Below are 13692 nucleotides of genomic sequence, written 5' to 3'. Positions count from 1 at the left end.
ATCGAGTGTCCGACTCACACACGCATACAGCAACGAGGAGCAAGTCATGGCGGGCAGCAGCCACGGTCACACCCCGGCCGCCTGGACCGGTGTCATCATCGTCTTCATCGGTTTCTGCGTGGCGGGTGCCTTCATGGTGATGGCCAATCCGCTGGGCTTCTGGGCCGGCATGGTCGTCGTCGCCCTCGGCGGTATCGTCGGCCTGGCGATGCGGGCCGCGGGCCTGGGCCAGCAGAAGACCACGCACGCGCAGACCGCGAGCCCGGTCCGCGAGACCGTGGACGCCTAGAGCTGATCGCCCCCAGCGCTTCGTGAGAGGCGGCCCCGGCGCAGCTGCCGGAGCCGCCTCTCACGTGTGCACGGCGGGCGCGGCGCGCGGGGGAGGGGCAGAATGCGTGGGGTGAACGCCGAAACCCAGAGGGTGACGCGGGTCGCGGGCCCCGTCGTGCTGCGGCGGCTCGCCATCCCCACCGGGGTGCTCGCGTCCGTCGTCGGCGCCTTCGCGTACGTCGGGGCCGTCGACCCCAATCAGCCCGGGCACTACCCCGTCTGCCCGCTGCTGCGCTTCACGGGCCTGTACTGCCCCGGCTGCGGCGGTCTGCGCAGTGCGCACGCCTTGGTGCACGGGGACTTCGCGGCGGCGCTCAGCGACAACGCGCTGGCCGTCGCGGGATACCTGGTCTTCGCGGTGGTGTGGACCGCCTGGGCGGTCCGTTCGGCGCGCGGACGGCCGGTGCGACTGGATCTCGGGCCGGTCCACCTGTGGAGCGTCGGCGCGTTGGTGCTGGTCTTCACCGTTGTCCGGAACCTACCGTTCGGCGGCTGGTTGCATCCTTGATCAAATGGCAAATGTCCAGGTAGTGGGACCGGCGTCAACCGGATGCGAGGGCTACGCCTTCCTCCGGATACCATCGCAGTGACCCGTCTTTTCCGTCCGAGGCGGTGAACCCGGGTCAGCTGCTCAACCGCTTCAACTGTCCACCGCAGGGAAGGGGGCCGCTCGCGTGAGTGTGCTCGACGAGATCATCGACGGAGTCCGTGCCGACCTCGCGGAGCGGCAGGCGCGCGTCAGCCTCGACGAGCTCAAGGAGCGCGCGGCGAAGGCTCCGGCTGCCAAGGACGGAGTGGCCGCCCTGCGCGGTGAAGGCGTCAAGGTCATCTGCGAGGTCAAGCGCTCCAGCCCGTCCAAGGGCGCGCTCGCCGCGATCGCCGATCCGGCCGCTCTCGCCGCGGACTACGAGGCGGGCGGCGCGGCCGTCATCTCCGTCCTCACCGAGCAGCGCCGCTTCGGCGGCTCGCTCGCGGACCTGGAGGCAGTCCGCGCCCGCGTGGACATCCCGGTCCTCCGCAAGGACTTCATCGTCACGTCGTACCAGCTGTGGGAGGCCCGTGCGTACGGCGCCGATCTCGTGCTGCTGATCGTGGCCGCCCTCGACCAGTCGGCCCTGGAGTCCCTCATCGAGCGCGCCGAGTCCATCGGGCTCACGCCGCTCGTCGAGGTGCACGACGAGGACGAGGTCGAGCGGGCCGTGGACGCCGGCGCGAAGGTGATCGGCGTCAACGCGCGCGACCTGAAGACGCTGAAGGTCGACCGCTCGACCTTCGACCGGGTCGCCCCCGAGATCCCGGCCCACATCGTCAAGGTCGCCGAGTCCGGTGTCCGCGGGCCGCACGACCTGATCGCATACGCCAACGCCGGCGCCGACGCGGTCCTGGTGGGCGAGTCGCTCGTCACCGGTCGTGACCCGAAGACGGCGGTCTCCGACCTCGTCGCGGCCGGGGCCCATCCCGCGCTGCGCCACGGACGGGACTGACCCGCCGGTGCCCATGCCGTCCCCCGCCCCCGCCGCTCCCCGTCCGGGCCTGAGCCCCGACGGCGACTCGGCGCGCACGGGGTCGGCCGCGCCGGGCTTGGGCGCTGTGCCGGTCCCGGTCGCTTCGGCGGCCAGGGATCCCTATGCCCGCCTTGCCCGCGGCTGTCGTCCGCGGGGCTGCCGGGCGCCCGCACGGCGTGTGCACGGGCGCCGGGTTCGCTATGTCATCGGGGATGAGCCGGGGCAGGTCAACGGCATGCGATGGCCCGAGCGCGTACGCGCGCTCGCGCTCTCTCCGGCCGAGTTCACCCTGCGGGTGAACTGAGCCGAGTCCTGCACCGTCGGTCCACGCCGTGGGGCTTCTCGCCGTCGCGGCGGGGAGGAGTGCCCGCGTCCACCTGGCGACGGCTCTTCCGCCTCGCGGGGCCGGGCGGTTCAGGCGAGGGTGCCCCCAGACGGGGGGCCCGATGCCGGAGGCGTTCGCGTGCGTACGTGGCTAACGTGACCTCTGTCCGACCTGTAACCGGGGCTGTCGCCCCTGCGAGGTAACCGCATGCCCAGCGAGTTCTTCATTCCCGACCCGGAGGGTCAAGTCCCCAGCGCCGAGGGCTACTTCGGCGCGTTCGGCGGCAAGTTCATCCCGGAGGCGCTGGTCGCCGCCGTGGACGAGGTCGCCGTCGAGTACGACAAGGCGAAGGCGGACCCCGAGTTCGCCCGCGAGCTCGACGACCTGCTCGTCAACTACACCGGGCGCCCGAGCTCACTCACGGAGGTGCCCCGGTTCGCCGAGCACGCCGGTGGCGCTCGCGTCTTCCTCAAGCGGGAGGACCTCAACCACACCGGATCCCACAAGATCAACAACGTGCTCGGGCAGGCCCTCCTCACCAAGAGGATGGGCAAGACCCGCGTCATCGCGGAGACCGGCGCGGGCCAGCACGGCGTCGCCACCGCCACCGCCTGCGCCCTCTTCGGCCTCGAATGCACCATCTACATGGGCGAGATCGACACCCAGCGCCAGGCCCTCAACGTCGCCCGCATGCGCATGCTCGGCGCCGAGGTCATCGCCGTGAAGTCCGGCAGCCGCACCCTCAAGGACGCCATCAACGAGGCGTTCCGGGACTGGGTGGCCAACGTCGATCACACCCACTACCTGTTCGGGACCGTCGCCGGTCCCCACCCCTTCCCCGGCATGGTCCGCGACTTCCATCGCGTCATCGGCGTCGAGGCCCGGCGGCAGATCCTGGAGCGCGCCGGACGGCTCCCCGACGCCGCCATCGCCTGCGTCGGCGGCGGATCGAACGCCATCGGCCTCTTCCACGCCTTCATCCCGGACACCGGCGTACGCCTCGTCGGCTGCGAGCCCGCAGGGCACGGCGTCGAGACGGGCGAGCACGCGGCCACGCTGACGGCCGGCGAGCCCGGCATCCTGCACGGGTCCCGGTCGTACGTCCTCCAGGACGAGGAGGGCCAGATCACCGAGCCCTACTCGATCTCGGCCGGACTCGACTACCCCGGCATCGGGCCCGAGCACTCCTACCTCAAGGACAGCGGCCGCGCCGAGTACCGCGCGGTCACCGACGACGCGGCCATGCAGGCCCTGCGCCTGCTGTCGCGCACCGAGGGCATCATCCCGGCGATCGAGAGCGCCCACGCGCTCGCCGGGGCCCTGGAGGTCGGCAAGGAGCTCGGCAAGGACGGGCTGATCATCGTCAACCTGTCCGGTCGCGGCGACAAGGACATGGACACGGCCGCCCGCTACTTCGGCCTGTACGACACCGGTGCCGACGCCGTCGTCGCCGCGGACGCCGACAGCGAGAACGCCGAGATCGAGGGGGACGTGAAGTGAGCGGCAACATCCAGCTGTTGAGCGACACCCTCGCCGGGGCCAGGGCGGAAGGGCGGTCCGCTCTCATCGCGTACCTGCCGGCCGGCTTCCCGACCGTCGACGGTGGCATCGCGGCCGTCAAGTCCGTCTTCGAGGGCGGCGCGGACATCGTCGAGATCGGTCTGCCGCACAGCGACCCGGTCCTCGACGGTCCCGTCATCCAGACCGCCGACGACATCGCCCTGCGTGGTGGAGTGAAGATCGCCGACGTCATGCGGACGGTGCGTGAGGCGTTCGAGGCCACCGGCAAGCCCGTCCTCGTGATGACGTACTGGAATCCGATCGACCGCTACGGCGTCGAGCGCTTCACCGCAGAGCTGGCGGAAGCGGGCGGGGCGGGCTGCATCCTGCCCGACCTGCCCGTCCAGGAGTCGGCGCTGTGGAGGGAGCACGCGGAGAAGCACGGCCTCGCGACCGTCTTCGTCGTCGCGCCCAGCAGCAAGGACGCCCGGCTCACCGAGATCACCGCGGCGGGCTCCGGGTTCGTGTACGCGGCCTCGCTGATGGGCGTCACCGGCACCCGGGAGTCGGTGGGGGCCCAGGCCCAGGACCTGGTGCGGCGCACCAAGGCCACCACCGAGCTGCCCGTCTGCGTCGGCCTCGGCGTCTCCAATGCCGCCCAGGCCGCCGAGGTGGCCGGCTTCGCCGACGGCGTGATCGTCGGCTCGGCGTTCGTGAAGCGGATGCTGGACGCGCCGGACGAGGCGGCGGGCCTGGAGGCCGTACGGGCGCTCGCGGCCGACCTGGCGAAGGGCGTGCGCGGAACGGCGTAACGCGAGGTCTGTACAGGCACGTAACGGACAATCCGCTCACTCGAACGGGTGGACCTGGGACCGGGGAGGCGCGCTGCGCCTCCCCGGTTCGTTCTGCCGGATGTGAGCGAGAAGAACCGTGACGGAAAGCGCACCGCCCGCGAGCGGCTTGCGGTCGAGCGAGAGAAGCAGAGGGCCGCGGAGAAGCGCCGACGGGCGCTGATCGTGGGGGCGTCGGTGGTCTGCGTCCTGGGCCTGGCCGCGGTGGTCGGCGTGCTGGCCGCCAACTCTGGCAAGAACAAGCAGAGCGACACATCGGGCCCGCTCGTCTCGCCCTCGGGGGCGATCGGCAAGGACAGTCTCGCGATCCCTGTCGGCAAGGACGGCGCCAAGTCGACCCTCACGGTGTGGGAGGACTTCCGCTGCCCGGCGTGCCAGGCCTTCGAGACCCTGTACCGCCCGACCATCCACGAGCTGGTCGACTCCGGTCAGCTGAAGGTCGAGTACCACCTCGTCACGCTGATCGACGGGAACCTGGGCGGCAGCGGCTCCCTCCGCGCCGCCAACGCCGCGGCCTGCGCCCAGGACGCCGGGAAGTTCACCGCGTACCACGACGTGCTGTACGAGAACCAGCCCAAGGAGACCGAGGACGCCTTCGGCGACAACAGCAAGCTCATCGAGCTGGCGGGCAAGGTCGACGGCCTGGACACCCCGGTCTTCCAGAAGTGTGTCAACGACGGCACGCACGACAGCTGGGTCCAAAAGTCGCAGGCCGCCTTCAAGAGCAGCGGCCTCACTGGCACGCCGACCGTGCTGTTCGGCGGCAAGAACATCCACGCGGACCAGACGATGACCCCCGCCAAGCTGAAGCAGATGGTGGAGGCGCAGAACAAGGGCTGAGCCCTTCGCAGCCCTGGTGCCCCCGGCCGTCGGCAGGCCGGGGGCACCGCACGTTATGGACCCGTTGCCGGGCCGCTTGCCGTGGGCGGTGTCCGGCACGGTAGCGTCGACCTTGCCATGGAACTTGCCTACATTCCCAGCCCGTCGCGCGGTGTGCTGCACCTCGGCCCCATTCCGCTGCGCGGCTACGCGTTCTGCATCATCATCGGCGTCTTCGTAGCCGTCTGGCTCGGCAACAAGCGCTGGGTCGCCCGGGGAGGGCGGACCGGCACGGTGGCCGACATCGCCGTCTGGGCCGTCCCCTTCGGCCTCGTCGGCGGTCGGCTCTACCACGTGATCACGGACTACGAGCTGTACTTCAGCGAGGGCCGCGACTGGGTGGACGCCTTCAAGATCTGGGAGGGCGGGCTCGGCATCTGGGGCGCGATCGCGCTCGGTGGGCTGGGCGCGTGGATCGGGTGCCGCCGCCGTGGCATCCCGCTGCCCGCCTGGGCCGACGCCGTCGCACCCGGTATCGCCTTCGCGCAGGCGATCGGGCGCTGGGGCAACTGGTTCAACCAGGAGCTGTACGGCAGGGCGACGGACGTTCCGTGGGCGCTGCACATCACGTCCTCCACCGACGGGCGGGTGCCGGGGTACTACCACCCGACGTTCCTGTACGAGTCGCTGTGGTGCATCGGTGTCGGCTTCCTCGTGCTGTGGGCCGACCGCCGCTTCAAGCTGGGCCATGGGCGGGCGTTCGCCCTGTACGTCGCCGCGTACTGCGTCGGCCGCGGCTGGATCGAGTACATGCGCGTCGATGACGCCCACCACATCCTGGGCCTGCGTCTGAACGACTGGACCGCGATGGGTGTCTTCCTCCTCGCGGTGATCTACATCGTCATCTCCTCTCGTCTCCGGCCGGGGCGTGAGGAGGTTGTGGAGCCCGATGCGGGCGCCTCCGACGAGGGTGACAGCGAGGGGGAGCGTGTGGGCGACGGCGACGCCGTCGAGCTCGACAAGGCGGCTGATGCCGAGTCCGAGGGGGCGGCCGAGTCCGACGAGTCGGCTGGGTCGGCGTCGGAGGACGAGGCCGAGTCGGCCAAGAAGAGCTGACTGACGGCTTTCGGTACGTCGAAGGGGGCGCCGCGTCCTGGAACGCGGCGCCCCCTTCGCGTGCCCCTGCCGTGGCTGGGGTGGGGTTTTTCGCCCCCTCCGCCCCTACCCGTTCCCGTACCAGCCTTTCGGCTGCGGGCCGGTGGGGGCTTGTCGCGCAGTTCCCCGCGCCCCTTCAGGGGCGCGGGGAACTGCGCATTCTGTCCCCCCGCTCGAGCGAAGCCGAGAGTGGGGGAGGGTAGGGGCGGAGGGGCGAGAAAGACTGGCGGCGGGAGGGTCAGCTCAGGCGGCGGGCCAGGGCCAGGGTGCGGTGGGCGCCGACTACTACCGCTGCGTCGATGAAGCGGCCGTCGGGGAGGGCCTGGGCGCCCGGGTCGTTGGCGGCGGCCTTCACGACGGCTTCGGCGGAGTCGATCTCCGCCGGAGTCGGGAGGTAGGCCCGCTCGATGATGGGGAGCTGGCGGGGGTGGATGGCCGCGCGGCCGAGGAAGCCCAGGGCGCGGCCGTGGGCGCAGGACGCGGCGAGGCCCTCCACGTCGCGGATGTCCGGGTAGACGGACTGGACCGGCGGGGGCAGGCCCGCCGCGCGGGCGGCCACGATCACCCGGGCGCGCGACCAGTCGAGGCCCGCATCGTCCCGTACGCCCAGGTCGGCCCGCAGATCGGCTTCCCCGATGGCGATGCCGCGCAGTGCGCGGTGCGACGACGCGATGGCGAAGGCGTGTTCCACCCCGAGGGCGGTTTCCAGGAGGGCGTACACGGGGATCGCCCCACCCTCCGCGGAGGTGGCGCCCTCCGCGACCCGTACGACGTCGGCCGGCGAGCTCACCTTGGGCAGGCGAAGACCGGACAGGCCGGGGAGTGGGGCCAGGGTCTTGAGGTCGGTCTCGGCCAGAGGACTGTCGAGGGAGTTCACACGGACGTGGACCGGCACGGGCGGCGGCTCGGAGAGGAGCTCCGCCGTGGCCGCGCGGGCGTACTCCTTGCGGTCCGGGGCGACCGCGTCCTCCAGGTCGACGAGGACGACGTCGGTTCCTGAGGCGAGGGCCTTGACCACGACCGCGGGGCGATCCCCGGGGACGTACAGCCAGGTGAGGGGGAACTCCGCGGTCACAGGGCACCCTCCGCTCGCAGGGCGGCGATCTCGGGCCCCGTCAGGCCGAGTTCGGTGAGCACCGTCTCCGTGTCCGCGCCGTGCGGGCGGCCCGCCCAGTGGATGGAACCGGGGGTGGCGGAGAGCCGGAAGAGGACGTTCTGCATGCGCAGGGGGCCCAGTTCGGGGTCGTCGAGCGTGGTGATCGTGTCCAGGGCCGCGTACTGCGGGTCGGTCATGACGTCCCGTACGTCCTGGATGGGGGCCACCGCCGCCTCCGCCTTCTCGAAGGCCTCCAGGACCTCGGCCCGGGTGCGGCGGGCGATCCAGGACCCGACCGCCCCGTCGAGGATGTCCGCGTGGCGCGCCCGGTCCGCGCCCGTGGCGAACCACGGCTCGGCGATCAGGTCCGGTCGCCCGACCAGCCGCATCACCCGCTCGGCGATCGACTGCGCCGACGTCGAGACCGCGACCCAGGAACCGTCCGCCGTGCGATAGGTGTTGCGGGGTGCGTTGTTCGCGGAGCGGTTGCCGGTGCGCGGCTGGACGTGGCCCAGTTGGTCGTACCAGATCGGCTGCGGGCCGACGACGGTCAGGATCGGTTCGATGATCGCCATGTCGATCACCTGGCCCTCGCCGGTGCGGTCGCGGGCCGTCAGCGCGGTCATCACCGCGTACGCCGTCGCCAGGCCCGCGATCGAGTCGGCCAGGCCGAAGGGCGGGAGGGTCGGCGGGGCGTCCGGTTCGCCGGTGATCGCCGCGAAGCCGCTCATCGCCTCGGCGAGCGTGCCGAAGCCGGGGCGGTGCGCGTAGGGGCCGAACTGGCCGAATCCGGTGACGCGGGCGAGTACGAGTCGTGGGTTGGCGGCCGACAGCTCCGCCCAGCCCAGGTCCCATTTCTCCAGGGTGCCGGGGCGGAAGTTCTCGACGATCACGTCGGTGGTGGCGGCGAGCCGAAGCAGGGTCTCGCGGCCGCCGGACGTCGACAGGTCGAGCGTGATCGTGCGCTTGTTGCGGCCGAGGAGCTTCCACCAGAGGCCGACGCCGTTCTTCGACGGGCCGTGGCCCCGGGACGGGTCCGGCTTGGCGGGATGCTCGACCTTGATCACCTCCGCGCCGAAGTCGCCGAGCATGGTGGCGGCGAGCGGTCCGGCGAAGAGGGTCGCCAGGTCGAGGACGCGCAGACCGGTGAGCGGGCCGCTCTGTTCGGGGCGCCCGCTCATGAGGTGTGCCGCGGGTGCTGCGTGTGCTGCGCCGCCTGGGCGTCGATCTCGGAACGGTACGGCATCGAGGACGACGCCCCGGGCCGCTGCACCGACAGCGCGGCCGCCGCCGAAGCCCACACGAGCGCCTCCGGCATCTCCCGGCCCTCGGCGAGCGCCACGGCGAGGGTGCCGACGAAGGTGTCGCCCGCGCCCGTCGAGTCCACGGCGGTCACCTGGGGCGCGGGCACGGTGAGGGGTGCGGCACCCCGGGCCGCGTACAGGCTGCCCGCGGCGCCCAATGTGACGACGACTTCCGGGACCTGGTCGAGCAGGGCGGTGGCCGCCTCGCGCGGGTCGGTGATGCCGGTGAGCGCGGCGGCCTCGTGCTCGTTCGGCACCAACAGGTCGATGGAGGAGAGGAGTTGGGGTGGCAGGGGCTGGGCGGGGGAGGGGGTGAGGATGGTACGGACGCCGTGGCGGCGCGCGGCCTCGGCGCCCGCGACGACCGCGACCAGCGGGATCTCGAGCTGGAGCAGCAGCGCGTCGGCGGTGGCGATGAGGGCCCCGTCGCCGGGGGCGAGGGCGGTGACGGTGCCGTTCGCGCCGGGGATGACGACGATCGCGTTGCCGCCCTCGTCGTCCACGACGATGTGCGCGGTGCCGGACGGGCCCTCGGTGGTGCGCAGATGGTCGGTGTCCACGCCCGAGTGCTCCAGCGTGGACCGGAGCTGGCTGCCGAAGACGTCGGCGCCCACCGCTCCGATCAACGAGACGTCGGAGCCCGCGTGCGCCGCCGCCACCGCCTGGTTGGCGCCCTTGCCGCCGGGGACCGTACGGAACTCGCGTCCCGTCACGGTCTCTCCGCGCTGCGGGGCCTTGGCGACGTACGCGACGAGGTCCATGTTCGTGCTGCCGAGTACGGCGATGTGGGTCATGGGCGACGGGTCTCCCGGTGCGTGAGGTGGGCGAGCGTGTCGAAGCCGATGCCGTTGAAGTCGGCGATCGAGGTGGCCAGTCGGTTCTTGAGCGGGCTTGTCCAGCGGTCGGGGAGGGCGCCGGGGTCTCCGGCGAGCAGGCCCGCGACGCTGCCGGCCGTCGCGCCGTTGGAGTCCGTGTCCAGGCCGCCCGACACCGCACGGCAGATGGAGCCGGTGAAGTCGCCGTCCGCGTGGGTGAGGGCGGCGGCGATCAGGGCGGTGTTGGGGACGGCGTGGACCCAGTGGTAGGCGGAGTGGATGGTGTGCAGTTCGTCGACGACGGTGTCGAAGTCGGCTGTCGCGCCGGCGAGTTGGACGGCGTGACGGATCGCCCGGGCCAGCCGGGAGGCCTGCGGGACGACGGTGAGGCCGGTGCGCAGGCACGCGTGGACGTCGCTCGCTCCGGTGGCCGCCTCGGCGATGGTGGCCGCCGTGAACATCGCCGCGTAGACGCCGTTGGCGGTGTGGGTGAGGGTGGCGTCGCGGTGGGCCTGTTCCGCGGCGGCGGCCGGGTCGCCGGGGTTCGTCCAGCCGTGCACGTCGGCGCGGATCAGGGCGCCGATCCATTCGCGGAACGGGTTGCGGTGGCGGGCCGTGCGTGGCGGTTCGATGCCGCTGAGGAGGTTCCGGTAGGCGATGCGTTCCGCGGTGAAGGTGCGGCCGGCCGGGAGCTCGTCCAGCCAGAGGCGGGCCACGTCCGTGGTGGTGAAGGTCCTGCCGTGGCGTTGGAGCAACAGGAGGTTGAGGAGGGGGTAGTTGAGGTCGTCGTCCTCCGGCATGCCGTCGATGTTCTCGGCGAGGGAGGTGGGGGCGGAGCGTTTGTTCCAGGGGTAGGTGTTCTTTACGTCCTCGGGGACGCCGCGCGCCGTGAACCATGTGTGGAGGGGCCAGTTGCCTGTGGCTCGGGCCAGCGCTCGGATCCCTTGCAGGGGGAGCTTTTCCACCGGTTTGCCCAGGAGGCAGCCGACGGCTCTGCCCAGCCAGGCTGCTTCCAGGCGGGCCTGGGCGGGGGTTGCTCGGGGGTGGATCGCGCAGCCCGGTGCTTGCGGGGTGCCGCTTTCGTTGGGACGGGTGCCGCCCCTGGCGGCGCGCATGCCCACAGCTACGGCGGCTGGCCAGTTCGGGCAGTGGGCCTTGATCCTGCTCAGATCTGTTGGCTCCTGGTCTGCCAACTTGCCGGGCAGGTCGGCGAGTTCGTCCAGGAGGTCCTGTGCCAGGACTCGGCGGTAGGGGGACGCGGGGGTGGGGGACGCGCCCGCGCGGAGGGGGGCCTCCTTGCCGCCTGCCGCGCGCCAGCGGGCGGCGATGGCGGCCGGCTCGCGGCCGTCCTGGTGCGCCTGGTGGAGTTCGTGGCCGAGGAGGTCCTCCGGTTGGACCCAGGTCAGTCGGAGCATGGTGTTCCCGTCAGCGCCGCGTACGCCGACTCGTGGGTGCGGCGGCGGCGTACGTCCCGTTCGAAGATCTCGCGCGTGACCCCCGCGAGGGTCCGCGCCGGGGCGTCCAGGTCGAGGCTGCTCGACTCCGCCACGGTCTTCGCCCAGTCGTGGGGGACCTCGGAGCCGAGGGCTCCGGCGAGGGCGCCGGACATGGTGGCGATGGAGTCGCAGTCGCGGCCGTAGTTGACCGAGCCGAGGACGGCACGGCGGTAGTCACCGCCGGAGACCACCAACATGCCCAGGGCGATGGGGAGTTCCTCGATGGAGTGGAGGCGGGAGGGGCGGCGGGCGCCGAGGGAAGGGGACCGGTAGTCGGGACCCACCGTGTCGTAAGGGGCCACCGCCTCGCGTAGCGGACCCAGTGCCGACTCGAAGTCCGTATGGCGGGCGGCGACTTCGCAGACCGCCTGGATGGCCGAACGCGTGCCGTCCTTCGCCAGGGCCAGACAGGCGGCCACGACCGAGTCCGGGCTCGCCCCGGGTGCGCAGGCCGCTGCCACCGCCGCCGCGAAGATCCCCGCCGCCTCACGCCCGTACGAGGACTGGTGGGCGCCCGCGATGTCGAGCGCCTCGGCGTACGCGGCCGTGGGGTTCGCCGCGTTGACCAGGCCGACCGGGGCCATGTACATCGCGGCGCCGCAGTTGACGATGTTGCCGGTGCCTGCCTCGCGAGGGTCCACATGGCCGTAGTGGAGGCGGGCCACCAGCCATTTCTCCGCGAGGAAGATCCGCTGGAGGGGGAGGGCCTCGGCCTCCAGTTCGGGGATCCAGCGGGGTGTGCCCATGAGGTCGGGGACCAGGTGCTCGGCGACGGCGTACGCGTCGAGGTGGTCGCGGACGGTGGCATAGACCCGTACCAGCGCATGGGTCATCAAGGTGTCGTCGGTGACATGCCCGTCGCCCTTGTGGTACGGGGCGATGGGGCGGGCCGTACGCCAGCGGTCGCCGTTCCAGGGGCCGACGATGCCGTGGACGCGGCCGCCGTGGCGTTCGGCGATCTGCTCGGGGGAGTACCCCTCGACGGGGCCGCCGAGCGCGTCGCCGACAGCGGCTCCGACGAGGGCTCCGGTGATCCGTTCGTCGAGGGTTCCTGTTCCTTCTCCTTTGGGCGTCATGCCCGAATCATCCCTCTGGGATGGTCAGTTCCGTCGCTTCCAGCAGATCGGCGAGTCCGATGAGGTCGGTGCCGGTGAGGCGGGGCAGCGCGCAGCCGGAGAGGGTGCGGCAGGCGTCGCGCCAGGCGACGGGGATCGCGTCTCCGCCGCCGAGCGCGCCGGTGAGCGCGCCCGCGAGCGCCGGGGCCGAGTCGGCGACCCGGGACAGACACGCGGCGGCGGGCACCGCCTCGGCGATCCGACCGCGCGCGGCGGTGGCGAGGGCGAGGGCGACGGGGACGGTTTCGGCGGCCGCGATGCCGTAGCTGTAGACGTGGTCGACGATCTGGTGCTCCAGCAGGGGGACGAGGGCGAAGGTGCCCTCGCTGGCGCGGGCGAGCTCGATCGCGTGCCGGGCGTTGCGGCCGATCTCCGTCGACTCGGGCAGTTCACCGAGGGCGGCGTCCACGCAGGCGTCGACCTCGGCCCCGGCCAGGGCGAGGGCCAGTGCCGCGGCCATGGCGCGGGCGCCGTGCACGCCGTCGCCGTCCTGGGTGTAGCGGGCGTCGAACTCCGCGAGTTCCGCGGCGAGTCGGGGGTCGCCCGGGTGCGCCACGGCGAGGACGCAGGCCCGTACGCAGGCCGCGTCGTCGAAATAGTGAGGGTTGTCGTGGCCGGTGGCGGGCGGGCGCAGGCCGGTGGCGAGGTTGCCGAGTCCGGCCCGTACGGAGATCCGGGCGCGGAGGGGGAGCAGCGCGGACTCGACCTCGGGGGCGCGCTCGGCCGCGGCCGCGACCTCGCTGGCGATGGCGTTCCACGACAGGTCGATGGACGCCCGCATCCGCCGCTCCCTGCTCAGGTCCTCCAGGGTGTTGCCCTCCCCGGCCCGCAGCACCGCCTCCGCCGCGAACGCCGCCCACTCCGCGTCGTCCGACGGGCCGAGCCGCAGCGGCTCCGGCGGCTGGTTCAGCGCGATCGGCACGGGCAGTGTCGTCGTCGCGTTCTGCTCCGCGAACGTGTCCAGCTCCCGCGTCAGCCGCCGCGTCCACTCGGGCATCCGCGCGGCCCGATGCCGCGCGGCGGGCCACCCGGCGGCATCACCCGCGGCGAGCCCGAGGAGCAGCCCCTCGATACGGCGAGGGCGCGTACGCGGCGGTTCCGCGCGGAGATCAGGGGAGAACCCCTCGGCGGGGGGCGCTGCCGTGGGGGGCGCCGTCGTACCGGGTTCCTCTGTACGGGGCTCGGCCGAGTGGGGCGTCGCTGTGCCGGGTGCCGCTGTGCTGGGCAGACCGGAGAGGGGTTCCTCCGTACGGGGTTCCGCCGAGCGGGGCGTCGTCGTGCCGATTGGCCCGGCGAGGGCTTGCTTCGTGCGGGGCGTCGCTGTGCCGGGTGTCTCGGTGGCGGGTTGCTTCGTGCGGGGTTCCTTCGAGGGGGATGTCGC

The 13692-nt window shown here is 72.4% G+C and carries 14 protein-coding genes; 8 read left to right on the top strand and 6 right to left on the bottom strand.

Translation table 11 applies throughout. The features are described from left to right. Positions 1 to 46: 46 nt before the first annotated feature. From ACZ4RZ_RS09775 to lgt, 8 genes are all read left to right on the top strand, one after another. Positions 47 to 289 carry an HGxxPAAW family protein gene (locus ACZ4RZ_RS09775; RefSeq protein ID WP_467743445.1) on the top strand — a complete coding sequence of 81 codons (243 nt, stop codon included), beginning with the start codon at positions 47 to 49 and terminating at the stop codon, positions 287 to 289. Between the two features lie 102 nt (positions 290 to 391). Next, on the top strand, positions 392 to 838 hold the full coding sequence (locus tag ACZ4RZ_RS09770; protein ID WP_467743444.1) for a DUF2752 domain-containing protein: 447 nt from the start codon (positions 392 to 394) through the stop codon (positions 836 to 838). A gap of 166 nt (positions 839 to 1004) precedes the next feature. Then, entirely contained in the window at positions 1005 to 1814 is an 810-nt protein-coding gene (gene trpC / locus ACZ4RZ_RS09765; RefSeq protein ID WP_467743443.1) for an indole-3-glycerol phosphate synthase TrpC, read from the top strand. 13 nt (positions 1815 to 1827) lie between these two features. Further along, positions 1828 to 2139 carry a tryptophan biosynthesis modulator TrpM gene (gene trpM, locus ACZ4RZ_RS09760; protein WP_467743442.1) on the top strand — a complete coding sequence of 104 codons (312 nt, stop codon included), beginning with the start codon at positions 1828 to 1830 and terminating at the stop codon, positions 2137 to 2139. Between the two features lie 228 nt (positions 2140 to 2367). After that, on the top strand, positions 2368 to 3660 hold the full coding sequence (gene trpB / locus ACZ4RZ_RS09755) for a tryptophan synthase subunit beta (protein WP_467743441.1): 1293 nt from the start codon (positions 2368 to 2370) through the stop codon (positions 3658 to 3660). Further along, positions 3657 to 4472 (top strand): tryptophan synthase subunit alpha, encoded by an 816-nt coding sequence (gene trpA, locus ACZ4RZ_RS09750; RefSeq protein WP_467743440.1) that lies wholly within the window; start codon positions 3657 to 3659, stop codon positions 4470 to 4472. The genes trpB and trpA overlap by 4 nt, the downstream gene beginning before the upstream one ends. A 102-nt stretch (positions 4473 to 4574) precedes the next feature. Then, on the top strand, positions 4575 to 5351 hold the full coding sequence (locus ACZ4RZ_RS09745) for a DsbA family protein (protein WP_467743439.1): 777 nt from the start codon (positions 4575 to 4577) through the stop codon (positions 5349 to 5351). A gap of 117 nt (positions 5352 to 5468) precedes the next feature. Continuing rightward, positions 5469 to 6446, top strand: a complete 978-nt coding sequence (gene lgt, locus ACZ4RZ_RS09740; RefSeq protein ID WP_467743438.1) for a prolipoprotein diacylglyceryl transferase — start codon at positions 5469 to 5471, stop codon at positions 6444 to 6446. A gap of 277 nt (positions 6447 to 6723) precedes the next feature. On the opposite strand, the gene ACZ4RZ_RS09735 is transcribed toward lgt, so the two are convergent. From ACZ4RZ_RS09735 to ACZ4RZ_RS09710, 6 genes are read right to left on the bottom strand one after another with little or no spacing between them, the layout of a single operon-like run. Beyond that, positions 6724 to 7560: an HpcH/HpaI aldolase/citrate lyase family protein gene (locus ACZ4RZ_RS09735; protein ID WP_467743437.1), complete on the bottom strand. Its 837-nt coding sequence runs from the start codon at positions 7558 to 7560 to the stop codon at positions 6724 to 6726. Next, complete coding sequence (locus tag ACZ4RZ_RS09730) at positions 7557 to 8762, bottom strand: CaiB/BaiF CoA transferase family protein (RefSeq protein ID WP_467743436.1); 1206 nt, start codon at positions 8760 to 8762, stop codon at positions 7557 to 7559. The genes ACZ4RZ_RS09735 and ACZ4RZ_RS09730 overlap by 4 nt, the downstream gene beginning before the upstream one ends. Continuing rightward, entirely contained in the window at positions 8759 to 9679 is a 921-nt protein-coding gene (rbsK, locus tag ACZ4RZ_RS09725) for a ribokinase (RefSeq protein ID WP_467743435.1), read from the bottom strand. Before rbsK ends, ACZ4RZ_RS09730 begins: the two co-directional genes overlap by 4 nt. Then, complete coding sequence (locus ACZ4RZ_RS09720; protein ID WP_467743434.1) at positions 9676 to 11115, bottom strand: ADP-ribosylglycohydrolase family protein; 1440 nt, start codon at positions 11113 to 11115, stop codon at positions 9676 to 9678. The genes rbsK and ACZ4RZ_RS09720 overlap by 4 nt, the downstream gene beginning before the upstream one ends. Further along, positions 11103 to 12272 (bottom strand): ADP-ribosylglycohydrolase family protein, encoded by a 1170-nt coding sequence (locus tag ACZ4RZ_RS09715; RefSeq protein WP_467743433.1) that lies wholly within the window; start codon positions 12270 to 12272, stop codon positions 11103 to 11105. The genes ACZ4RZ_RS09720 and ACZ4RZ_RS09715 overlap by 13 nt, the downstream gene beginning before the upstream one ends. 7 nt (positions 12273 to 12279) lie before the next feature. After that, entirely contained in the window at positions 12280 to 13596 is a 1317-nt protein-coding gene (locus ACZ4RZ_RS09710; RefSeq protein WP_467743678.1) for an ADP-ribosylglycohydrolase family protein, read from the bottom strand. Between the last annotated feature and the right edge of the window lie 96 nt (positions 13597 to 13692).

The sequence above is a fragment of the Streptomyces sp. NPDC027189 genome (assembly GCF_055566975.1).
The sequence above is the reverse complement of the archived record's forward strand: the minus strand, read 5'-3'. Positions and strand labels throughout refer to the sequence as shown.

Excerpts from the sequence above, each read along its gene's own strand:
- ACZ4RZ_RS09775 (WP_467743445.1), top strand. The coding sequence starts at position 47 with ATGGCGGGCAGCAGCCACGGTCACACCCCGGCCGCCTGGACCGGTGTC.
- ACZ4RZ_RS09770 (WP_467743444.1), top strand. The coding sequence starts at position 392 with ATGCGTGGGGTGAACGCCGAAACCCAGAGGGTGACGCGGGTCGCGGGC.
- trpM (WP_467743442.1), top strand. The coding sequence starts at position 1,828 with ATGCCGTCCCCCGCCCCCGCCGCTCCCCGTCCGGGCCTGAGCCCCGAC.
- trpB (WP_467743441.1), top strand. The coding sequence starts at position 2,368 with ATGCCCAGCGAGTTCTTCATTCCCGACCCGGAGGGTCAAGTCCCCAGC.
- lgt (WP_467743438.1), top strand. The coding sequence starts at position 5,469 with ATGGAACTTGCCTACATTCCCAGCCCGTCGCGCGGTGTGCTGCACCTC.
- ACZ4RZ_RS09730 (WP_467743436.1), bottom strand. The coding sequence starts at position 8,762 with ATGAGCGGGCGCCCCGAACAGAGCGGCCCGCTCACCGGTCTGCGCGTC.
- rbsK (WP_467743435.1), bottom strand. The coding sequence starts at position 9,679 with ATGACCCACATCGCCGTACTCGGCAGCACGAACATGGACCTCGTCGCG.
- ACZ4RZ_RS09720 (WP_467743434.1), bottom strand. The coding sequence starts at position 11,115 with ATGCTCCGACTGACCTGGGTCCAACCGGAGGACCTCCTCGGCCACGAA.
- ACZ4RZ_RS09715 (WP_467743433.1), bottom strand. The coding sequence starts at position 12,272 with ATGACGCCCAAAGGAGAAGGAACAGGAACCCTCGACGAACGGATCACC.